Annotated in this window: 18 protein-coding genes and 1 pseudogene; 10 read left to right on the top strand and 9 right to left on the bottom strand. The window is 73.9% G+C overall.

The genetic code is table 11. The features are described 5' to 3' along the window. Window positions 1–17: 17 nt before the first annotated feature. Together RLT58_RS27910 and RLT58_RS27905 are read right to left on the bottom strand one after the other, a co-directional pair. Window positions 18–2,573 carry a Tox-REase-5 domain-containing protein gene (locus RLT58_RS27910; RefSeq protein WP_311313124.1) on the bottom strand — a complete coding sequence of 852 codons (2,556 nt, stop codon included), beginning with the start codon at window positions 2,571–2,573 and terminating at the stop codon, window positions 18–20. A 115-nt stretch (window positions 2,574–2,688) separates the two neighbouring features. Next, entirely contained in the window at window positions 2,689–3,624 is a 936-nt protein-coding gene (locus RLT58_RS27905; RefSeq protein WP_311313123.1) for an AraC family transcriptional regulator, read from the bottom strand. A 102-nt stretch (window positions 3,625–3,726) separates the two neighbouring features. On the opposite strand from RLT58_RS27905, the gene RLT58_RS27900 reads away from it, so the two are divergent. Beyond that, window positions 3,727–4,746: a zinc-dependent alcohol dehydrogenase family protein gene (locus tag RLT58_RS27900; protein ID WP_311313122.1), complete on the top strand. Its 1,020-nt coding sequence runs from the start codon at window positions 3,727–3,729 to the stop codon at window positions 4,744–4,746. 109 nt (window positions 4,747–4,855) lie between these two features. Here RLT58_RS27900 and RLT58_RS27895 read toward each other — a convergent pair whose 3' ends face one another. Together RLT58_RS27895 and RLT58_RS27890 are read right to left on the bottom strand one after the other, a co-directional pair. Continuing rightward, on the bottom strand, window positions 4,856–5,467 hold the full coding sequence (locus tag RLT58_RS27895) for a DUF1349 domain-containing protein (protein ID WP_311313121.1): 612 nt from the start codon (window positions 5,465–5,467) through the stop codon (window positions 4,856–4,858). Continuing rightward, window positions 5,464–6,984, bottom strand: coding sequence for an aldehyde dehydrogenase (NADP(+)) (locus RLT58_RS27890; RefSeq protein ID WP_311313120.1), 1,521 nt, complete (start codon window positions 6,982–6,984; stop codon window positions 5,464–5,466). The genes RLT58_RS27895 and RLT58_RS27890 overlap by 4 nt, the downstream gene beginning before the upstream one ends. A 156-nt stretch (window positions 6,985–7,140) precedes the next feature. Between RLT58_RS27890 and RLT58_RS27885 the strand changes: the two genes are divergently transcribed. From RLT58_RS27885 to RLT58_RS27850, 8 genes are all read left to right on the top strand, one after another. Further along, window positions 7,141–7,911, top strand: a complete 771-nt coding sequence (locus tag RLT58_RS27885; protein ID WP_311313119.1) for an IclR family transcriptional regulator — start codon at window positions 7,141–7,143, stop codon at window positions 7,909–7,911. Between the two features lie 2 nt (window positions 7,912–7,913). Further along, entirely contained in the window at window positions 7,914–8,387 is a 474-nt protein-coding gene (locus tag RLT58_RS27880; protein ID WP_311313118.1) for a GNAT family N-acetyltransferase, read from the top strand. Window positions 8,388–8,478: 91 nt separating this feature from the next. After that, the gene (locus tag RLT58_RS27875) at window positions 8,479–9,477 is read left to right on the top strand and encodes a hypothetical protein (protein ID WP_311313117.1); all 999 of its coding nucleotides are present in this window, start codon (window positions 8,479–8,481) and stop codon (window positions 9,475–9,477) included. Beyond that, on the top strand, window positions 9,474–10,724 hold the full coding sequence (locus tag RLT58_RS27870) for a sensor histidine kinase (RefSeq protein WP_311313116.1): 1,251 nt from the start codon (window positions 9,474–9,476) through the stop codon (window positions 10,722–10,724). The genes RLT58_RS27875 and RLT58_RS27870 overlap by 4 nt, the downstream gene beginning before the upstream one ends. Then, the gene (locus RLT58_RS27865; protein WP_311313115.1) at window positions 10,721–11,383 is read left to right on the top strand and encodes a response regulator transcription factor; all 663 of its coding nucleotides are present in this window, start codon (window positions 10,721–10,723) and stop codon (window positions 11,381–11,383) included. Before RLT58_RS27870 ends, RLT58_RS27865 begins: the two co-directional genes overlap by 4 nt. Before the next feature lie 110 nt (window positions 11,384–11,493). After that, entirely contained in the window at window positions 11,494–12,945 is a 1,452-nt protein-coding gene (locus RLT58_RS27860; RefSeq protein WP_311313114.1) for a peptidoglycan D,D-transpeptidase FtsI family protein, read from the top strand. A gap of 195 nt (window positions 12,946–13,140) precedes the next feature. Next, window positions 13,141–13,716 (top strand): SigE family RNA polymerase sigma factor, encoded by a 576-nt coding sequence (locus tag RLT58_RS27855; RefSeq protein ID WP_311313113.1) that lies wholly within the window; start codon window positions 13,141–13,143, stop codon window positions 13,714–13,716. Further along, window positions 13,713–14,447, top strand: a complete 735-nt coding sequence (locus tag RLT58_RS27850) for a hypothetical protein (protein WP_311313112.1) — start codon at window positions 13,713–13,715, stop codon at window positions 14,445–14,447. Before RLT58_RS27855 ends, RLT58_RS27850 begins: the two co-directional genes overlap by 4 nt. Window positions 14,448–14,575: 128 nt before the next feature. On the opposite strand, the gene araD is transcribed toward RLT58_RS27850, so the two are convergent. From araD to RLT58_RS27835, 3 genes are read right to left on the bottom strand one after another with little or no spacing between them, the layout of a single operon-like run. Beyond that, complete coding sequence (gene araD / locus RLT58_RS27845; RefSeq protein WP_311313111.1) at window positions 14,576–16,303, bottom strand: L-arabinonate dehydratase; 1,728 nt, start codon at window positions 16,301–16,303, stop codon at window positions 14,576–14,578. Further along, a complete protein-coding gene (locus RLT58_RS27840; RefSeq protein WP_311313110.1) occupies window positions 16,300–17,202 on the bottom strand; it encodes a dihydrodipicolinate synthase family protein in 903 nt (300 codons plus the stop codon). Before RLT58_RS27840 ends, araD begins: the two co-directional genes overlap by 4 nt. Before the next feature lie 32 nt (window positions 17,203–17,234). Then, the gene (locus RLT58_RS27835) at window positions 17,235–17,891 is read right to left on the bottom strand and encodes a GntR family transcriptional regulator (protein ID WP_311313109.1); all 657 of its coding nucleotides are present in this window, start codon (window positions 17,889–17,891) and stop codon (window positions 17,235–17,237) included. A gap of 289 nt (window positions 17,892–18,180) precedes the next feature. On the opposite strand from RLT58_RS27835, the pseudogene RLT58_RS27830 reads away from it, so the two are divergent. Next, window positions 18,181–19,381: pseudogene (locus tag RLT58_RS27830) on the top strand (MFS transporter). Here the strand turns inward: RLT58_RS27830 and RLT58_RS27825 are convergent. Beyond that, complete coding sequence (locus RLT58_RS27825; RefSeq protein WP_311313108.1) at window positions 19,364–20,542, bottom strand: hypothetical protein; 1,179 nt, start codon at window positions 20,540–20,542, stop codon at window positions 19,364–19,366. The pseudogene RLT58_RS27830 and the gene RLT58_RS27825 overlap by 18 nt on opposite strands. Continuing rightward, window positions 20,539–21,504: a 5-dehydro-4-deoxyglucarate dehydratase gene (locus RLT58_RS27820; RefSeq protein WP_311313107.1), complete on the bottom strand. Its 966-nt coding sequence runs from the start codon at window positions 21,502–21,504 to the stop codon at window positions 20,539–20,541. Before RLT58_RS27820 ends, RLT58_RS27825 begins: the two co-directional genes overlap by 4 nt. Between the last annotated feature and the right edge of the window lie 423 nt (window positions 21,505–21,927).

Below are 21,927 nucleotides of genomic sequence, written 5' to 3'. Positions count from 1 at the left end.
CATCCGCCGGACAGACCCTAGTCGAACGCCCCCGGCTTCCTCGTGCTCTTGGCCGGGTTCTGCTTGCTGTGGACGACCTTGATCGGCAGGCCCTCCTCACGGAAGGCCTTGCGGGCCGCCTTGGCCACGTCCGGGTCGGAGAAGTGCCATTCGACCGGACGGCCGCCGGAGGCACTGACCTGCTCGGTCGCCTCCTTGACGAACTTGTCGCGGCCCGACTTGGTGAGCGTGCCCGCGTCCCCCTTCGACAGATAGCTCCGGTAGCCGTTCTTGGCCTCCAGGAAGGTCTGGCGGCCGGAGTCCCAGCCGTCGTACTCCACCGGGGGCTTGCCCTCCTTGGGGTTGGCGACGATGTACTCCTTGCCGCGCTTGGTGCCCGTGATCTGCTCCTGGTAGCGGAGCCAGGACTCGTTCTTCCAGTTGGGCTTGGGGTTGCGGTCGCGGCTCCCCCAGAAGCCGTCGCCCGCGTCGGCGGAGCCGAGTTCGGGGTCCTTCAGGTCCTTGGCCCAGTCCGGCGAGTTGTAGTTGCGGGGGTCGGAGGTGTCGTTGCGCTTGGGGTCCGGCCACGGCTTCTTCTTCTCCAGCGCCTTGGCCGCGCGGTCCTTCTCCTCGGCGCGCTTCTTCTCCGTCCAGGCGGCGCGTTCCTCGTCGCGGGCCCGCTTGGCCTCGGCCTCGGCCTTCTTGTCGCACCCGCCGTCGGCGAGGACGACCCGGCCGGGCGGACCGGCGGCCAGCACCCCGGTCCCGGAACCGGCGACACCGACGCCTCCGTAGCGCGTGCGGGGCCCGAAGGCGATCGTGCAGCCGGTCTTGCGGGCCGCGTCCTCCGCCTCGTCCGCCGCCTCGTCGGCCTCCTTGGCGGCCTTGCGGGCGCCGTTGACGTCCCCGGCCTCGGCCGCCTTGCGGGCCTTGCGCGAGGCGCGCCCGGCGTCGTCGGCGGCCTCCGCCACGTCGGAGGCGATCTTCCCGATCTTGCCGAGCCTGCTGGTCTTGCCGATCACCTTCGCGACGTCGTACCCGGGGATGAAGAGGGAGCCGACGTTCCACGCGACGTCGGTCACGGCCCGGGTCTTCTGCCCGTTGTTCCACCGCTCGCGGACGTCGTCGCCGACGAACATGTCGTCGCCGACCTTCACCACGGTGTTGAGCGACGCCTTGCCCCAGTCGCCGAACGCGCCGAGGTAGTCGCCCTTGCTCCACTTGTCCCCGGCGTTCTTGGAGTCGTCCATCCACTGGCCGCCGAGCTGCTTGCCGTAGTCGGCGATCCCGGACCAGGTGGAGGGCTTGAACAGGTCGACGAAGCCGGTCACATCGCCCCAGACCCCGTCCACTGCGAGCCCCTTGGCCACCTGGGTGGTGCGGTCCCAGGCACAGCCGAAGAAGCCCCAGCCGCCGCAGTCCTCCTTCTTCTCCCCGCCGTCCCCGCCGTCCTCCGAGTCGTCCTCGCCGGAGGCCGGGATGTCGTCGTACTCGGCCTCGGGCTCGGCGGCGGTCTCGGGATAGGTGTCGGTACCGGGCCCGTCGGGACCCGCCGTGCCACCGGTGGCCCCGCCGGCGGAGTCGGAACCGCCGGTGGTGTCCGAACCGCCGGTGGTGTCCGAACCGCCGGTGGTGTCCGAGCCGCCGGAGTCCGAGCCGCCGGCGGTGTCGGAGCCGCCCGCGCCGCCGGTGGAGCCGGTGCCTCCGGTGGCGGAGCCGGTGGACCCGGCCGCGCCGTCCGCGCCCCCGCTGGCCCCGTCGGTCCCGTCGGTCCCGCCTGTGCCGCCTGTGCCGGTGGTCTCTCCGCTCCCGGCGGACCCACCGCTCCCCTCCGTACCGCCGCCCGTGTCCGCGCCGCCGGCGACCGTGGCGCCGCCGTCGGCGCCCCCGCTGTCCGCGCCGCCCGCGTCCGTACCGCCCGCGCTGTCACCGGCGTTGACCGTGCCGCTGCCCGGCGCCGGGCAGGAGGTGCCGGTGACCGAGCAGACGGCCGCCTGGAAGCGGTCCGCGATCCGGGGGCCCATCCCGCTCAGGAGCAGGGACACCACGATGGCCGCGACGACCATGACCAGACCCACGTACTCCAGGGCAGACTGCCCCCGGTCGCGGCGCCAGGTGATCATGTGGGGTAACGAGAACTCCGGCTTCTCCTCGCGCTCCCCCTCCGGCAGCCGGAACCACGCACGGCTCCGGGACCGGCACAGGAACACCAGGATCAGGACCGGCAGGAACACCTGCGTGAACCCGTGCAGCGAGCCGTCGGAGGCGTTGGAGGCGCCGCCGACGATCAGCCAGATCTGTACGGCGACCAGTCCGGCCCACACACCCCGGCCGCCGCTCCAGACCCGCCGCGAGAGCAGCCAGGCGGCAACCCCGGGCAGCGCGCCGTAGAGCAGGATTCCGAGCAGGGTGGCGTCCAGCGCGTCGGCGGCGAGCGCGGAGCCCAGGAGCCCGGCGCCGCCCAGCAGCGTCGCGCCGAACAGGACATGCACCAGCATCCGGACCGCGCCCATGGCGCGCGGGAGTTCGCGCCGCCCCGCCCCGGACGCCGGTCCGACGCCTCCGTACGCGGGTATGCCACCAGTCGCAGACATGCTTCGCTCCCCCAACCGCACTGCCCGGCACCGGAATGACGGCCTCTCAGGCTACGGAGAACGGGCGCCGGCGTCATGGGCCCCAGGACCCAACTCCGGGCCCCATGACGCTGAGTCAGCCCGCCTGGCGGCGGTACTGCCCGGGGGCCACCCCGTACTCCCGCTTGAACGCCTTGGCGAAGGCGAACTCCGAGGCGTAGCCGATCCGCTGCGCGACCGAGCGCAGCGGCGCGTCGTCGGCCCGCAGCAGGCGGCCGGCCGCGGTCATCCGCCACCAGGTCAGATAGGTCAGTGGCGGTTCGCCGACCAGCGCGGTGAACCGGCGGGCGAAGGCGGCGCGGGAGAGGCCACCGAGGGCGCCCAGCTCCTCGACGGTCCAGGCGCGGGCCGGGTCGTCGTGGACGGCGGTCAGGGCCGCCGAGACCGCCGGGTCGGCCAGCGCCGCCGCCCAGCCCGCCGGGTGCCCGTCCGGCCCGCCGGACGGCTGCTCCAGCCACCAGGTGCGCAGGATGTAGAGCAACAGGGTGTCGAGCAGCGCGGGCACGACCGCGTCGGATCCGGGCAGCGGGTCGCGCAGTTCGGTGCCGAGCAGGTCGATGGCGGCGCGCAGCGCGGGGTGGGCTCCGACCCGGGCGGGGAGGTGGACCGCGTCGGGCAGGTGGGAGAGCAGGGGGTGGGCGCGGGCCCGGTTCAGCTTGTAGGCGCCGCACAGGAGTTGGGTGACCGGGGCCTCCGGGTCGGGGGGCGGCTCGTCGGCGGGGGCCGGCCAGCTGCCGTCCGGGCCGGGGAGAACATCGGCGAGCGGCGTGCCGGGGTCGTCGGCGAGCGCGTGTCCGCGTCCGTGGGCCAGGAACACCACGTCGCCGACGCCGAGCCGCTGCGGCGCCGCGCCCCCGGGCGGGATCAGCCAGGCCGAGCCCTGGAGCACCACATGGAATCCGGCGCCCTCGGAGGCGGGGAAGCGCATGCCCCAGGGGGCGTACTCGCGGCGGCGTGAGGAGTGCGGACGGCCCGCCCGCATGGAGGTGATCACGTCGCTCAGGACATCCATGGCGGCAGCGTATCCGCCCTTCCGGGGAGGCGAGACGATCGGACATGGAGAGGCGCTCCTGGGACATGGAGCGTCTCGCCGCGGGTTCCTACGGTGGTGCCCATGACCGATACACACACGTCGGCACCCGCCACCACACGTGCCGTTCTCTTCCACACCGTCGGGGACCCCGATGTCCTCACCGTCGAGGAGGTGCCGCTTCCCGCGCCCGGCCCCGGCGAGGTCCTCGTCCGGGTGGAGGCCCTCGGCCTGAACCGGGCCGAGGCTCTCTTCCGCGCCGGCACCTACTTCTACCAGCCGACGCTGCCCGCCTCCCGCAACGGCTACGAGGCGGCCGGCACCGTCGAGGCCGTCGGTCCCGGAGTGGAGGAATTCGCCCCCGGCGACCCCGTGACGGCCACTCACGCGCAGGAGCTGAGCGGGCACGGCCTCTACGCCGAGCGCGTGGTGGCGCCGGCCGGGTACGTGTTCCACCGGCCCGAGGGCGTGGACGCGGCGCACGGGGCGGCCGTCTGGCTGACGTACTCCACCGCCTACGGCGCGCTGATCGAGAAGGGCGGGCTGCGCCCGGGAGACCACGTACTGATCACCGGGGCGTCGAGTGGGGTCGGCACGGCGGCCCTCCAGGTGGCCAACCGGATCGGCGCCGTCCCCGTCGCCACCACCCGTACCCGGGCCAAGAAGCGGGCGCTGCTCGACGCGGGGGCCGCCCATGTCGTCACGACGGACGACGAGGACCTGGTGAAGGAGGTCGGGCGGATCACGGGCGGCGCGGGCGTCCGGCTGATCCTCGACGCGATCGGCGGCCCCGGCTTCGCCACGCTGGGCGAGGCGGCCGCACCGGACGGGACGCTGGTCCAGTACGGCTGGCTGGACGGCCGACCGACGGTCATGCCGCTGAACTGGCCGCTGACCGTGATCGGTTACAACAACCTCGCCCTGTCGGCCGACCCGGCCGGCCGCCGCCGCGCCGCCCACTTCATCGCCTCCGGCCTGCGCAGCGGCGCGCTGGCCCCCGTGGTCGGGGCCACGTTCGACGGACTGGAGCGGATGGCGGACGCGCACCGCCTCATGGAGTCCAACACGCACACCGGCAAGATCGTGGTGACGGTCCGGCACTGAGCCCGGGCACGCCCCCGGGCCGGAGCCCAGGCCGGGGAGCGTCTCCCACTGAACGGCATGCGCCTCGACGGTGTACGGAACGGACCCGAGACCGCGGCTGCGTCCTGCGTCAGCTGCCGTCCCGGAGGTCCGCGAGACCCGTCGGCCGGAACGTGATCCGGTCGAAGGCGACCTCGCAGCCGTCGCCCGTCGGGGACTGGGCCAGGAAGCCGATGGACGCGGCGGCGGTGTCCTCCGGGGTGCCGAGGGCGAAGACGCGGACGAAGGTCCACTTCTCGCCGTCGGCGGAGGCGTGGCAGGCGAAGGCCCTGCCGGTGCGGCTCAGGCGGAGCCAGTAGCTGTCGCCGTCCACGACGAAGGAGTTGACGTCGTCGGAGTGGCCCCGGGTGACGACCGTGCAGATGGTGGGGCGGTCCGGGGAGAGCTCCAGGCAGATCTTGGCCCACGCGCGCTCGCCGACGTGGAGGTAGAGGACGCCCGCGTCGAAGGCGGCGGCGAAGCCGACCCGCACCCGGGCGATCAGCTGGAAGTCGCCCGCCGGGGCGGGGCCCAGCAGGCGGGGCGCGTCGCTCGCGGGGTCCAGGGACTCGCCGCCCGGCGGGACGAAGCGGTCCTGGCGGGCGCCCGCGCGGCCGGTGAGCACGCCGTCCTCGTAGCTCCAGCCGGTGGCGGGGCCGAACGGCTCCAGGCCGAAGGGGAGTTCGGGAAGTCGCAGGGTCATGCGCGCTGTCCGTCCACGCGGCGGGGCAGGCCCAGCGGGTTGTCCTCGCGCAGCTCCGGCGGGAGCAGGGCCTCGGGGGTGGTCTGGTAGCTGACCGGGCGCAGCCAGCGCTCGACGGCGGTGGCGCCGACCGAGGTGGAGGTGGAGGTGGTGGCCGGGTAGGGGCCGCCGTGGTGCTGGGCGGGGGCGACGGCGACGCCGGTCGGCCAGCCGTTGACCAGGACGCGCCCGGCCAGCGGGGTGAGCGCGGCGAGGAGCCCGGCCGCGCTGCCCTCGGCCTCCTCGGCGGCGATCTGGAGGGTGGCGGTGAGGTTGCCCGGGAGCCGGGACAGGACGGCGGTGATCTCGTCCTCGGAGGTGTAGCGGGCGACGACGGTGACGGGGCCGAAGCACTCCTCCAGGAGCGCGTCGTGCGGGCCCTCCTCGGTGAGCAGCCGCGCCGGCACGGTCAGGAAGCCGGCCGCGACGGTGTGCTCGCCGCCCGCGCCGGGGGTGACCGGGGCCGCCACGCCGGGGAGTGCCGCCCGCTCGCGCACTCCGGCGAGGAAGGCGTCGCGCATCCGGTGGTCGAGCAGGACGCCCGCCTCGGTGTCGCTGACCGCTTCGGTGAGGGACTTCAGGAGCCGGTCGCCGGTCTCGCCGGCCGGGGCGAGGACGAAGCCGGGCTTGGTGCAGAACTGGCCCGCGCCCATGGTCATCGAGCCGGCCAGGCCGGTGCCGATCTGCTCGCCCCGCTCGGCGGCGGCCGCCTCGGTGACGACGACGGGGTTGAGGGAGCCGAGTTCGCCGTGGAAGGGGATCGGCGCGGGACGGGCCGCGGCCGCGTCGAACAGGGCGCGGCCGCCGCGTACGGAGCCGGTGAAGCCGGCGGCGGCGACGAGCGGGTGCCTGATCAGCTCGATGCCGGCGTCGAAGCCGTGCACCACGGTGACGACGTCCTCGGGAAGCCCGTGCTGTGCGGCGGCGCGGCGCAGCACGGAGGCGCACAGCTCGGAGGTGGCCGGGTGGTCGGGGTGGGCCTTGACGACGACGGGGCAGCCGGCCGCGAGGGCGCTGGCGGTGTCGCCGCCGGGGACGGAGAAGGCGAGCGGGAAGTTGCTGGCCGCGTAGACGGCGACGACGCCGAGCGGGATCTTGTAGCGGCGCAGGTCGGGCCAGGGCGGGGTGCGGGTGGCGTCCGCGTGGTCGATGTGGATATCGAGGTAGGCGCCCTCGTCGACGACCTCCGCGAAGGCGCGCAACTGGGCTGCGGTGCGGGCGAGTTCGCCGGTGAGCCGGGCCGGGCCGAGGGCCGTCTCGGCGTCGGCGGCCTCGATGACGTATTCGCCGGTCTCGGTGAGCAGATCGGCCGCGCCGCGCAGGAAAGCGGCGCGCACGGTGCGGTCGGCGAGCGCGTCGCGCACGGCGTGGGCGGCCCGGACCGCCCGGTCGACCTCCTCCGCTGTAGCCTCCACCGCAACCTGCTCGCGCGGGTTCCCGGTGCGGGGGTCGACGCTCCAGACTGGTGCTGCTGCCACCGTGTTCCCTTCCGCTCCACTGCCACACATCAGAAGTTGTTCGGTATTCTGAACAGAGTTCCTGATCGTGAATATGAAGCGACTCTATTTCCGGGCGTTCGGTGTTGGCAAGAAGTCGCAGGGTTTCGTAAGTGGGCTGGAAAGGGGCGTGGGGCGATGTCGGGTGCCGAGTCTGGTGGGGCACAGGTCAAGTCCGCGGTACGGACGGTGGAGCTGCTGGAGTACTTCGCCGGACGGCCCGGTATGCACTCGCTCGCCGCCGTCCAGGAAGCCGTCGGATACCCCAAGTCCAGCCTCTACATGCTGCTGCGCACCCTGGTCGAGCTGGGCTGGGTGGAGACGGACGCGACGGGGACGCGGTACGGGATCGGCGTACGGGCGCTGCTGGTCGGCACCTCGTACATCGACGGCGACGAGGTCGTCGCGGCGGCCCGCCCCACCCTCGACCGGCTCTCCGACGACACCACGGAGACCATCCACCTCGCCCGTCTCGACGGGACGAACGTGGTCTACCTCGCCACCCGCCAGTCCCAGCACTATCTGCGCCCCTTCACCCGCGTCGGCCGCCGGCTGCCCGCCCACTCCACCTCGCTCGGCAAGGCGCTGCTGGCCACCCACAGCGACGAGCAGGTCCGCAAGATGCTGCCCGAGACGCTGCCCGCGCTGACCGAGCACACCCTGACCGACCGGGAGAAGCTCATCGAGGAGCTGCACCTGATCCGCGAGCAGGGATACGCGGTGGACCGTGAGGAGAACACCCTGGGGCTGCGCTGCTTCGGTGTCGCGATCCCCTACCGCACCCCGGCCCGGGACGCGATCAGCTGCTCGGTGCCGGTCGCCCGGCTCACGCCCGCTCACGAGCAGACGGTCAAGGACGCACTGTTCGACGCGCGCGACCGGCTGACCCTCGCCACCCGGAGGCTCTGACCATGGATGTGTCCCTCCGCCCGGTCCGGGACGGCGACCTGCCGCTGTTCTTCACCTGGATGTGCGACCCCGAGTCGGTCCGCGTCGCCGCCTTCACCAGTGAGGACCCCACCGACCGGCACGCGTTCGACGCCCACTGGGCGCGCATCCTGGCGGACCCGTCCGTCGTGATGCGCACGGTGCTCGCCGACGGCGTGGTGGCCGGCAACGCCGGGGTGTACGGGCCGCCCGGCGACCGCGACGTCACGTACTGGATCGACCGGTCCCTCTGGGGGCGCGGGGTGGCCACCGCCGCCCTGGCCGCGCTGCTCGACGCCGTACCGGAGCGGCCGCTGTTCGCGCGCGCCGCGGCCGACAACACGGGCTCGCGACGGGTGCTGGAGAAGTGCGGGTTCACCGTGACGGGCAAGGACCACGGCTACGCCCACGCGCGCGGCGAGGAGACGGACGAGCTGGTGTTCACCCTCTCCGGATGACGCCGGTGACGATCCGTCTCCGCCACGCGGCGGAGACGGATCGTCACCGGGCAGGAGGTGCCCGGACGGGCCGCGCGCAAGCGTGGATCCCATGACACAGACCTCTCCCGCTGCGGCCGCACGGGGCACCACCCCGGCGCGGACCGTGCTCCGTATCGTCGCGATCGTCTCCTGTGCGCCGTACGTCGGTCTCAAGGCCGCATGGCTCTCGGGCAGCCGCCTCGGCATCCCCGAGGGCAGCGAACTGCTCGACCACAGCACCGCGCTCGCCGTCGGCAACGGCGCTTCGGTGCTGTTGGACAGCCTGGTCGTGGTCATCGCACTGCTCCTCACCCAGCCGTGGGGCCTGCGGGTTCCCGCCTGGCTGCTCGCCCTGCCGATGTGGGTGGCGACCGGCCTGCTGCTGCCGGTCATGACCGGCTATCCGCTGCAACTGCTCGTCGGCGCCCTGGGCGGGCAGGTCGTCCAGGACGAGTCGGGCCGGCCCTTCCTCCGGGAGTGGGTCTTCTCAGTCGTCTACGGCGGCTTCATCCTCCAGGGCCTGGCCCTGGGCGCCCTGTTCGTGCTGTACGCCCGCGACCGCTGGGGCCACCTCTGGCGGGGCGCACTGCGTGAACTGCCCGGCAGTCCCACCGCACCCGCGCTGCGGGCCGCCGCCGTCGCCGCCTCCCTGGTCGCGCTCGCGCCCGGCACCGTGCACCTGCTCTGGGCCACCGGCTCGGCAGCCGGGCTCAGCGACGCCCGCGCGGCACAGCGCGACAGCGGTTACTACGCCCTCGAAGCGGTCTACGTCCTGTTCGTCGCCGCGGCCGTCGCCGGTGTCCTGCTGCTCGCCTTCCGCCGGTCCGCGCTGCCGCTGCGGGTACCGCTCGCCCTGGCCTGGGGCGGCTCCGGGGCCACGGCCTGCTGGGGCGGCTGGATGAGCCTCGCCTCGCTGCTGCCCGCCAGGGACGCCGCCGAACAGCCCACCCCCGCCATGGTGCTGACCTACGCTGTGCAGATGCTCGTCGGAACGCTCGTGGTGACGCTCGGCGCGTACTTCCTCGCGGAGCGCTCGGCCGGGACCCGGCCGCCGGGCCGCCCGGCGTGAGGCCGCTGCTCGGCCGGCGGGCCCGGCTGCGCTGGCTGCATCTGATCATCGGCGGCGCCCTGCTGATGCCGTACTTCCTGGTCGGTACCGTGATCGTCGGTCTGTACAGCCCGGGTGCCGATGTCTTCTCCTCGCCGGCGCACCAGCTGTCCGCGTTCGCCTACGCGCTGCCGATGGCCGCGGTCACCGCGCTCCTCCCCCTCGCCCGCCCGCTCTCGGCGGCCGCCGCCCGCGCCCTGTGCGGGCTGCCTGCGGACCGGCCGCTCGCGGACGGGCCCGCCAGGACCCGGCAGGCGCGGATCCGCTCGGCCGCCTGGTTCACCCTGCATGTGGGGCTCGGCGGGATCATCAGCGGGATGACACTGGCGCTGGTCCCCTTCGCCGTCGGAGTCGTCGCCCTGCCGTTCCTCACGGCCGTACGCGACTCTGCGGTGACGGGCCTGCCCGAGGCGCTGGACCGGCCGTGGGCACTGGCCCTGGCGCCGGTGGCCGGGGTCGCCATGCTCGCCGCGCTGGCCGGCTGCGCGGCGGCGGCCGGGGCGCTGCTGGCGGACCGGGCGCCGGTGCTGCTGGGCCCGACCCCGGACGACCGGCTGGCCGCCGCCGAGCGCCGGGCGGCCGAACTGGCCGTCCGCAACCGGCTGGCCCGCGAACTGCACGACTCCGTCGGCCACGCGCTCAGCGCCGTCACCCTCCAGGCGGGCGCCGCCCGCAGGGTCCTGGACACCGACCCGGAGTTCGTCCGCGACGCCCTGACCGCGATCGAGGAGACGACGCGGCGCACGGTCGACGAACTCGACGCCGTGCTGGGGCTGTTGCGCAAGGACGACGACGGCGGGCAGGACGAGGTGCCCGGGCCCGGGCTCGACGCGGTGGACGAGTTGCTGGCGCACTGCGGGCTGAGCGTCGCGTACACCGCCGAGGGCGATCCGGGCGCCGTCCCGGCTGCGGTCTCTCGGCAGGCGTACCGGATCGTGCAGGAAGGGCTGAGCAACGCCCTGCGGCACGGCGGGCGGGACGAGCCGGTCCGGCTGCGGATCGCGGTGGGCGCGCGGCTGGAGATCGTGCTGGACAGCCCGCTGCCCGACCGGCCGCCGGTGGTGCGCCCCGGCGGCGGGCGGGGGCTGCGCGGCATCGCGGAGCGGGCCGTGCTGCTCGGCGGCCGTACCGAGGCGGGCGCACACGACGGAAGGTGGCGGCTGACCGCCGCCCTTCCCCTGCACACCCCCGAACAGGAGCGGCGATGAGCGCACCCACGGTCCGGATCGTCCTCGCCGACGACGAACGCATGGTCCGCACCGCGCTGCGGGTGATCCTGGACGCGGAGGAGGGACTGGAGGTCGTCGGTGAGGCGGCGACCGGTGCCGAGGCCGTCTCCGTGGTGCGGGCGCTGCGGCCCGATGTGGTGCTGATGGACGTGCGGATGCCGGAGACCGACGGAATCCGGGCCACCGGACAGATCCTGGCCACGCTCGACCCGGCGCCGCGCATCGTCGTCGTCACCACCTTCGAGAACGACGCCTATGTGTACGAGGCGCTGCGCGCCGGGGCGGCGGCCTTCCTGCTCAAGCGGGCCGCCGCCGAGGACCTGGTGCGGGCGGTGCGGCTGGTCGCCCGCAGCGACTCGCTGCTCTTCCCCGCGTCGGTCCGGGGGCTGGCCGCCGCGTACGGACCGCCCCGGCCGTCCGCCGCACCGCCGTGGGTGGCACGGCTCACCGACCGGGAGGCGGATGTGCTGCGGCTGATGGCGAGCGGGCTGACCAACGCGGAGATCGCGGCCCGGCTGCGGGTGGGGCCCGCGACGGCGAAGAGCCATGTGGCGGGCGTCCTGGCGAAGACCGGTGCCCGGGACCGCACCCAGGCGGTGATCGCCGCGTACGAGTCGGGGTTCATCACCCCGGGCTGAGCCACAGCCCCCGGGAGCTTTCATGAGGAACCGGGGCTCTTCATGAGGAAGGCGTGAGAAGTGGCACAGCCGGGAACGCGGTGCCGCCTCCCGCTCGTCCCTCCAGCGGGATGAACAAGACGATCAGGCGCGCCTCGGTCTTCTCCCTGCTGCTGGTCCTCGCCCTGCTGGGGCGGGCGACCTGGGTGCAGGCGTACCAGGCCCGGGCGCTCGCAGACGACGACCACAACCGGCGGAAGATCATCGCGCAGTACGCGCAGCCGCTCGGCGACATCATCGTGGCCGGCTCCCCGGTCACCGGATCGAAGAGGACGGAGGGCAGCGATCTCGCGTACAAGCGGACCTATGGGCAGGGCGACCTCTACGCGGCCGTGACCGGCTACAGCTCGCAGGCGTACGGCTCCACCCAGCTCGAAGGGATCTACAGCCATGTGCTGGACGGCACGGACGACCGGCTGAAGAACCCGCTGGACGCGCTGACCGGCAAGCAGACCGCGCCCGGCAATGTGCTGACGACGATCGATCCGGACGTCCAGAAGGCGGCGAAGAACGCGCTCGGCGACGACAAGGGCGCGGCCGTGGCGATCGACCCGAAGAGCGGGCAGATCCTGGGCATGGTGTCCTCGCCGTCCTACGACCCGTCCGGCATCAGCGGAACGACCGACGGCGACACCTGGAAGAAGCTGCTGGCCGACCCGGACAAGCCCCTGGTCAACCGCGCGATGCGGCAGCCGCTCGCGCCGGGTTCGACGTTCAAGCTGGTGGTGGCGGCCGCCGCGCTGGAGGACGGCCTCTACGGCTCGGTCGACGAACCCACCAGGAGCCCCAGCCCGTACACACTGCCCGGCACCACCACCCCGCTGAGGAACGAGAACCCCGCCGCGCCCTGTGAGAACGCGACGCTGCGGGTGGCACTGAAGTACTCGTGCAACAACGTCTTCGGCAAGCTCGCCGCCGACCTCGGCCAGGACAAGGTGCGGGCGACGGCGGAGAAGTTCGGCTTCAACACGGAGAAGCTGGATGTGCCGGTCCGGGCCTCGAAGAGCCTGTACCCGACGGGGATGGACGACGCGCAGACGGCGCTGTCGGGCATCGGCCAGTTCGAGGTCACCGCGACCCCGCTCCAGATGGCGATGGTCTCCGCGGCCCTCGCCAACGGCGGTGAGCTGGCCGCGCCGCACATGGTGTCCGAGGTGACCGACGCGGACGGCGGCACGCTGGAGGACTTCGCGGACGGCGACATGAAGCGCGTCGTCTCGAAGAGGACGGCCGAGCAGCTGCGCAGCGCGATGGTGACCGTCGTGGAGCAGGGCACCGGCACCAACGCCCGGATCGGCGGGGCCGAGGTCGGCGGCAAGACGGGTACCGCCGAGAACGGCGTGGGCAACAGCAACACCCCGTACGCCTGGTTCACCTCGTACGCGAAGGACAGGTCCAGCGGCCGGGAGGTCGCGGTCGCCGTGATCGTGGAGGACTCGGGCTCGGCCGCCTCGGAGGTCAGCGGCAACGGCCTCGCGGCCCCGATCGCGCAGAAGATGATGAAGGCCGCGCTCCAGCGGTAGCGGGAAGACGGGACGCCCCGGTACCCCTTGCCGGGGGCGCCGGGGCGTTCGTCGCGTCCGGGGACGGGGACGCACCCGTGTCGAAGCGCTTGCGGGGTGCGCTGGTACGCTCGCGCCCCGCCCGCCGGCCGGGACCGTACACAGCCGGACCGCCGCACGTGCACCAGGGATCCCGAGCACAGAGACGAGGCAGCTGTGGGCACATCCGTCGACGATGCCGGTGCCGCCGCCGAGTTCCACACCTTCTTCGAGGCCCATTACGCCGAACTCGCCCGGCTCGCCCATCTGCTGACCGGCGAGGCCGACGCCGCCGACGATCTGGCGGCCGACGCCCTGCTGGCACTCTGGCACCGCTGGGACCGGGTCCGCGCCGCCGACCATCCGGTGGCGTACGCGCGCGGGGTGGTCGCCAACCTGGCCAGGACCCGGATCCGCAGCGCGGTGCGCGAGCGCCGCCGGATCGCCCTGTTCTGGGGGCCGCGCGGTGCCGGGGAAGGTCACGGCGCGGACGGTCCCGACGTGCCGGCGGTGGTCGACGTCCAGGGGGCGCTGCGGCGGCTGCCGTTTCGCAGGCGGGCGTGCGTGGTGCTGCGGCACGCCTTCGACCTCTCGGAGCGGGACACGTCGCTGGTGCTCGGGATCTCGGTGGGTACGGTGAAGAGCCAGACCTCGCGGGCCGTCGCGGAGCTCCAGCGGCTGCTGGGTCCGGACACGCCCGCCGCGCAGGTCCGGGTGGCCGTCGCGGCGCAGCGCAGCGGAGGAATCCGGTGAAGGACGAGGAGCTGGCCCGGCGGTTGCGGGACGCCGCCGGGGCGCACCGCCCCGACCGGGAGCGGATGCTGGGCCGGGTCGGGCGCGGGATGGCCGAGGGGCGGCCGGCGGCGCGTGCCGTGCGCCCGCCGCGCACCGCGATGCCGTGGCTGCGCGTCGCGGGGGCGACGGCGGCGGTCTGCGGGGTGCTGGCGGCCGGGGCGTTCGCCGTCGCCTCGGCGGGCGACGGTTCGCCGCGCGGGACGCGGGTGGCGGCGCCACCGCACTCCCCGGCCCCGCCGTCCTCGCCCGCCGCGACCGTGACGCCGCCCCCGGCACTGGGGGCGCTGCGGCCCGAGGACGGGCCGCTGTGGACGGACGGCGCGGTCGACCCGCACAGCAACGCCTACTGGGCGCAGAGCGATGTGACGCTGCGGACGGCCGCGCCGCTGTCCTCGCTCACCGTGGAGCTGCGGATCGCGCTCACGGGCGGGGTGAACAGCACCGGTTCCTGGCGGTCGTTGCCGGAGAAGGACTTCACGGTGTCGGCGAGCGAGGACGGCGGCTACCTCGTCTACCGGTGGTCGCTGCGGGCGGGGCGTACGGTCCCGGCCGGCACCCACACATTCGCCGGGCAGTACAACCACGCCGAGGGCGCACGGGACGCCGCCGGTGACTACGTGACGGCGCACGCGGTCCGCGTCTCGGGCCAACGGGCCTCGGTGGGCGACTGGTTCGGCCCGGACCACTGAGCGGCGTCTGCGCGTCCGGACGAACAAGCCGGCGGGTGCGGGGACGGTGCAGGGAGGGCGCAAGCGCTTGCCGCATGGCGTTCGTTGTCCCGAACGAGGCGGGGAGCCGGAATTGCGGCGGGGCCCGCTCAGCCCGCGTACGGGTCGGGGACCGCTCCCGGCCGGGCCAGGAAGGCGAAGTCGCAGCCGGTGTCGGCCTGGGTGATCTGGTCGTGGTAGAGCGCGCCGTAGCCGCGCTCGTACCGGGTGGGCGGCGGTGCCCACCCGGCCCTGCGCCGCTCCAACTCCTCTTCGCTCACGCCCAGATGGAGCAGGCGCGCCTCGACGTCCAGGGTGATCGGGTCGCCGGTCCGGACGAGGGCGAGGGGCCCGCCGACATAGGATTCGGGCGCGATGTGCAGCACGCACGCCCCGTAGCTGGTGCCGCTCATCCGGGCGTCGGAGAGCCGCACCATGTCCCGTACACCCTGCTTCAGCAGATAGTCGGGGATCGGCAGCATCCCGTACTCGGGCATCCCCGGGCCGCCCTTGGGGCCCGCGTTGCGCAGGACGAGGACGTGGTCCGGGGTGAGGGCGAGCGCCGGGTCGTTGATGGTGCGCTGCATCTCCCTGTAGTCGTCGAAGACGACCGCGGGGCCGGTGTGGCGCAGCAGATGGGGCTCGGCGGCGATGTGCTTGATGACCGCGCCGTCCGGGCAGAGGTTGCCGCGCAGCACCGCCACCCCGCCCTCATCGGCCAGGGCGTGGTCGCGCTCCCGTATGACGTCGTCGTTGTGCACGAGCGCCCCGTCGAGCTGTTCGCGCAGGGTGTCGTGGGCGACGGTGGGCCGGTCCAGGTGCAGGACGTCGGTGAGCCGGGACAGGAAGCCGGGCAGCCCGCCGGCGAAGTGGAAGTCCTCCATGAGGTACTTGCCGCCGGGCCGCAGATCGGCCAGCACGGGCACGGTACGGGCGATGCGGTCGAAGGCGTCGAGGGTGAGCGTGACGCCGGAGCGGCCCGCCATGGCGATCAGATGGATGACGGCGTTGGTGGAGCCGCCGAGCGCGAGGACGGTGACGACGGCGTCCTCGTACGCCTCCGCCGTCAGCAGCTGCGACAACGTCCGCTGCTGCCATACCAGTTCGACGATCCGCAGCCCGGACTGCGCGGCCATCCGGTCGTGGCCGGAGTCGACGGCCGGGATGGAGGAGGCGCCCGGGACGGTGACACCCAGCGCCTCGGCGGCGGCGGTGAGGGTGGAGGCGGTGCCCATGGTCATGCAGTGGCCGGGCGAGCGGGCGAGGCCGTTCTCCAGCTCGCCCATCTCGCAGTCGCCGATGAGTCCGGCCCGCTTGTCGTCCCAGTACCTCCACATGTCGGTGCCGGAGCCCAGGACCTCGCCCCGCCAGTGCCCCGGCAGCATCGGCCCGGCCGGCACGAAGACGGCCGGCAGGTCCACGGAGGCCGCGCCCATCAGCAGCGCGGGCGTCGACTTGTCGCAGCCGCCCAGCAGCACCGCGCCGTCCACGGGGTAGGAGCGCAGCAGCTCCTCCGTCTCCATCGCCAGCAGGTTGCGGTAGAGCATCGGGGTGGGCTTCTGGAACGTCTCCGAGAGGGTGGAGACCGGGAATTCGAGCGGGAAGCCGCCGGCCTGCCAGACCCCGCGTTTGACCGCCTGCGCACGGTCCCGCAGATGGGCGTGGCACGGATTGATGTCGGACCAGGTGTTGAGGATCGCGACGACCGGCTTGCCCAGGTGCTCCTCGGGCAGATAGCCGAGCTGCCGGGTGCGGGCGCGGTGGCTGAAGGAGCGCAGCCCGTCGGTGCCGTACCACTGATGGCTGCGCAGCTCCTCGGGGGCGATGCGGCCGGTCATACGGACCACCCCGCGATCCGGTCGGCGACCTCGGCACGCCGGTCCTCGGGCAGCACCCGGCTGGGCGGGCGCACGTCACGGCCGCACAGCCCGAGCGAGGCCAGCGCCTCCTTGACGACGGTCACGTTGTCGGCGGACTGCCCGTCGGCGCGCAGTTCCTCGAAGCGGCGGATCCGCTCCCAGACCTTCATGGCGGCCGGGTGGTCCCCGGCCCGCAGTGCCTCCAGCATGGCCAGCGAGACGCCGGGCGCGACGTTGACGAGCCCGGAGGTGAAGCCGGTGGCCCCGGCGGAGAAGTAGGAGGGGGCGTACAGCTCCGCGAGGCCGGCGACCCAGACGAAGCGCTCCAGGCCCGCGTCCCGGGCGAACCCGGCGAAGCGCGCGGCGTCCGGGACGGCGTACTTGACGCCGATGACGTTGGGGCAGGCGTCCGCGAGCGCGGCAAGGGCCGCCCCGTCCAGGTGCGGGTTGCGGATGTAGGGGACGACGCCGAGGCCGGGGACGGCCTGTGCGATGGCCCGGTGGTAGTCGATCCAGCCGTCCTGCGAGACGTACGGATGGACCGGCTGGTGGACCATCACCATCTCGGCTCCGGCGTCCCGGGCGTGCCCGGCGGCGGCGACGGCGGTCGGCACGTCGTGCCCGACCCCGACCAGGACCGCGGCACGGCCGCCCGCCTCCTCGACGGTCAGCTCGGTGACGGTGCGCCGCTCCTCGGGGGTGAGGGCGTAGAACTCACCGGTGTTGCCGTTCGGGGTGAGGATGCGCACGCCGCCGTCGAGCAGCCGCCGCAGCAGGGTGCGGTGCGCCGCCGTGTCGATGCTCCCGTCCTCGGCGAACGGGGTCACCGGGATCGCCACGACGTCGGCGAGGGCCGCCTTCAGGGGGGTGAGGTCCATACGGACAGGCCTTTCGCCGGTGTGCTGCCGCCTCACGCCGCGTCACCCCCGTCTTCGTCGTCGGGGAACGCGCGGCGGACGAAGGAGGCGATGTGGTCGTGCAGGGCCCCGGCCGCCGCGTCCGCGTCGTCGGCGAGCGCGAGCCGCAGGATCTCCCGGTGCTCGGCGGCCTCCCGCTCCCAGGACGGGACGGCCGACCAGGCGACCGTGGACACCAGCGCGGCCTGGTCGCGGACCTCGTCGAGCATCCGGGCCAGCAGCGGATTGCCGCAGGGCAGGTAGAGCGCCCGGTGGAAGTCCCGGTTGGCCAGCGACCTGTCGGCCGTGTCCCCGGCTGCGTCGGCCCGGTCCAGGGCCTCCCGCGCCGCGTCGAGCGAGGCCTTGCGGGTGACGGAGCGGCGCAGCGCCTCCGGTTCCAGCAGCAGCCGTACGTCGTACACCTCCCGGGCCATGGTGGCGTCGACGAGCCGCACGGTGGCGCCCTTGTACTGGCTCATGACGACGAGTCCGGTGCCGGCGAGGGTCTTGAGCGCCTCGCGGACCGGGGTCTTGGAGACGCCGAACTGCGCGGCCAGCTCCGTCTCGACGAGCGCCTGACCTGGTCTCAGCCGCGCCGTGAGGATCGCGTGCTTGACCGCCTCCAGCACGTACTGGGTCCGGGACGGAATCGGGGTGGGCGCAAAGGTCATGGGTGAAGGGCTCCCACATCTCGCGTATCACGTCTCATATATGACGTACGAAGTACGACGCGATGAAGCTAGAGCCGCCGCAATCGTTCGTCAACGCTTCCGGCAGAAGAACTTCAACGGGCTACGGCGTGTGCCCTACACCGATCGCCCCACCCGGCCCTCCCGCCCAACGGCGGTACGGCATCCGCCCGATGCCCCGCGCCCGCCTCACCGGCCAGCCTGACCACGACGCACAGACAGGGTCCGGGGAGGTCCGGTGGGTACACAGACACGGTCGGCGACAGGCAGGGTGCTGCGGGACCGAACGGCCGGGCTGTTCCTGGCGGCGGTCGTGGTCTCGGGGTTCGGCAGCTCCGCGATGTCGCTGGCGGCGGGCATCTGGGTCAAGTCCCTGACGGGCTCGGACAGTCTGGCGGCGCTGGCGCTCTTCGCCGTCTGGCTGCCGGTGCTCTTCGGACCGGTCATCGCGGCACCGGCCGACCGATGGCCCAGGAAGCCGCTGCTGGTCGGGGCGAACGTGGTCATGGCCCTGCTGCTGACCACCCTGACGGCGGTGGACTCGGCAAGGGGGATCTGGCTCCTGTTCGCGGTGCTCGTGGTGTACGGCTGCGCATCCGTACTGATGGACGCCGCCGAATCGGCCCTGGTCGCGCAGGCCGTGGACGCCCGGCTGCTGGGCGACTTCAACGGCCTGCGGATGATGGCGAACGAGGGCATGAAGCTGGTGGCCCCGCTCACCGGCGCGGGCCTCTACGCCCGCTTCGGGGGCGGCGCGGTGGCCCTGCTCGACGCGGCCTCCTTCGCACTGGCCGCCGGCCTCTACGGGCTGCTGCGCGTACGCGGGGCGGCCCCGGCGGATGACGCGCCCGGCGGATGGCCGGCCGGGCTCCGGCAGCTCCGCCGCTCACCGGTGCTGCGTCCACTGGTGCTGGCCGGCTCCGCGACGATGCTGTGCGCCGGGCTCAACGGGGCGACGCTGTACGCCGTCGTGGACGGGACGCTCGGCCTCCCCCGCGTTCGCCGGTGTGCTCTCCCTGGCCCAGGGCGCCGGGTCGGTCGCGAGCGGGCTGCTGGCCGGGCCCTTACTGCGGCGGCTGCCGGAGCGGGTGTTCACCGCGGCGGGCATCGCCGTGTTCGCGGTGGGGGTGGGTCTGCGGGCGCTGCCGTACGACGCGGTGGCGCTGACGGCGTGCGGGCTGATCGGGGCCGGGCTGCCCTGCGTGCTGATCGCCGCGCTGACGGCGGTGCAGCGGGAGACACCGGACGCGGTCCTGGGCCGGACGGCCGCGACCGCCGGCTCCCTGATGATGGCGCCCAACGCGGTGGCCCTGGCGCTCGGCGCGGGACTGGTCGCCGTGGTGGACGTGACCGTGCTGCTGCCGCTGGTGGGCGCGGTGGCACTGCTGACGGCGGGGCTGCTGCTCATGGGCCGACGGGGACGGCCGCCCGTCCCCGCCGGACCACGGGCGCCGTCATCCGCCGAGGCGTGAGAGCGCCGGGGCGACGGCCGCGAGATCCGGGTCCGAGGCCAGCCCCGCGTGGTACAGGCGCAGTTGGTTCGCGCCGAGCGCGACCGCGTGGGCGGCGTCGCGTTCCAGTGTGTCCGGGCTGCCGCCCATCCCGCGTACCGCGGTGAGATTGGCCGCGAGGACGCCCGCCCGGCCGGCGAACGGACCGAGCACGGCCTCCCGGGCCGCGTCCGAGCCGGTGCAGGGCAGCACCACTCCGTCCGCCACGGACAGGATGTGCTCCACGTCGACCCCCACGTTCGCCCCGGTGCGGTAGGGGGCGGGGTCGGCGTGCAGCAGGACCTGGAAACCGGGGGCCGCCGCCGCGCGCACGGCGGCGACCACCGACTTCTGGAGCCCGCGCGCCACTTCGGTACGCCATCGCAGCGTGGCCGCCGCGAGGTCCGCGCCGAGCAGCCTCTCGACCTCGCCCCAGCCGGCTTCCGGGGCACCGACGCCGGCCCAGACGGGCTCCAGCGCGCGGCGCACGGCCCGGCCCGCTTCCGCCGCGTCCAGGCCGTGCCCCTCGTACCCGGCCCGGCAGTCGGGGCAGAAGCAGAGCGACATCAGATACTGCGCCGCGTCACCGAGCGCGACGCCCGCGATCTTGTCGTGGGCGTGCAGATGGGCGAAGCCGTACCAGCCGCAGGACTCCAGCTCGGTGCCGTGCGCGCCGCCGCGTACCGCCGCCTCGGCCGCCAGATCGACCAGGTACGCACGGACGGCGGGCCGCGCGATGCAGGGCGCCCAGGGGTAGCGGTCGCCGTACGCATTGACCACGGAGGTCTCCGGATGCTCCGCTCCCAGCCGGGAGTTGTGCGCGAGGACGACCCAGCTGTGCACCTCCAGACCGGCCCCGGCCAGCGCCTCGGCCGCCTCGGCGAAGGGATCGTCCGAGGCCACCCAGGACTGCGGGTAGGGACGCAGCGCGCGGCCCTCCCACCGGGCGTCGTCCGGCGGATAGAGCACCGCCGCGTGCTCGGCCGTGACAATGCGGCGGGCGGGGTGGCGCGGGGTCAGCGCCCGCGTCGAGTGGTAGGCGGCGGCCAGTGTCACCTGCTGGACGCCGAGGTCCGCGACCCGGGCAGCCGCGTCCGGGTCCCCGACGACGTCCCACGGGTAGAGGAAGGCGGAGGCCCTCACCCGCGCTCCCCCGCCCCGGCGCCGGCCCGCTCCAGCAGGGCGCGTCCGTTCGCGATGATCGCGGTCAGCTCCTCGATGTGCGCGGCGGGCGGCTCGGTGAGCGGGCTGCGCACCTCGCCGACGTCCAGACCCTGGAGCCGGACGGCCGCCTTGACCAGCGACACCGCGTACCCCCGGCCCTTGGCGCGCAGTTCGACGAGCGGCCGGTAGAACGTGTCGAGCAGCGCGTTGACAAGGTCGTCGTCGCCGGAGTCCAGGGCCCGGTAGAAGGCCAGCGCGATGTCGGGGGCGAAGGCGAAGACGGCGGAGGAGTAGAGCGTGACGCCGATGCCCCGGTAGGCGAGGCCGGTGAGCTCGGCGGTGGGCAGCCCGTTGAAGTACAGGAAGTCCCCGCCGGGCCGTTCGGTGCGCACGGCGCTGACGATGCGCTGCATCAGGTCGAGGTCGCCGTACCCGTCCTTGAGGCCGATGATCCCGGGCGTCCGCGCCAGCGCGACCACGGTCTCGGGGGTGAAGACGGCGTTGTCGCGCTGGTAGACGATCGTCTCCAGGGCGGTGGCGGCGGCCAGCGCGGCGTAGTGGGCGAGCAGCCCCTCCTGGTCGGCGACGACCAGGTACGGCGGCATGGCGAGCAGCCCGTCGGCGCCGGCCTCCTCCGCCAGCTTCGCGAACCGGACCGCCAGCGCGGTGCCGTATCCGGCGCCCGCCACGACGGGCACCTGCCCCGCGGTCTCCTCGACGGCCGCCGCGACGACGAGCCGGAACTCCTCGGGCGTCAGGGCGTGGAACTCCCCCGTGCCGCAGCAGGCGAAGACGGCCGCCGCTCCGGCGTCGATGCCCCGTCGCACGTGCGTGCGGAAGGCGTCGAGGTCCACGGAGCCGTCCGGTCCGTAGGCGGTGACGGGAAAGAAGAGCGGCCCGGCGACAGCGGTGAGTCGGGCGGCAAGAGGGGCTGAGGTCACGGGCGCTCCCTGAGCAGGTTCAGGCGTGCACAATTCTGATCGGCGTCCATATTTATGAACAAGACTCACGCTAAGCCAGTGGCTTGGCACGGGTCAAGGCGGGTGCGGGTGCTCCGGGCGGGCGGTTCCGTCCTCAATCGCCGGACGGGCTTGGTGGTGCGGGTGTCCCGCAGGGTGCGCACTCTGTCCGGGTGGGGGTCCGGTGCCCCTCCGGGGAGACTCCTCGGACGACGAACGTGCGGCGACGACGCACTGGCACTCGGGAACATGTTCGTCGTCCTGCGGGGACTCCCCTGCACGGCCCCGGACCGGCCGTCGTGCGTCTGCGGCAGTCGGACAACCGGCGTTCGGGCGCGAATGATGCCGGGTGGGGGCGCGCAGGGGAGTCCCCGCAGGAAATGGCGTACGACCCGGGTCCCTCGC

Origin of the sequence: Streptomyces sp. ITFR-16 (assembly GCF_031844705.1) — a bacterium.
Lineage (GTDB): Bacteria > Actinomycetota > Actinomycetes > Streptomycetales > Streptomycetaceae > Streptomyces.
The sequence above is the reverse complement of the archived record's forward strand: the minus strand, read 5'-3'. Positions and strand labels throughout refer to the sequence as shown.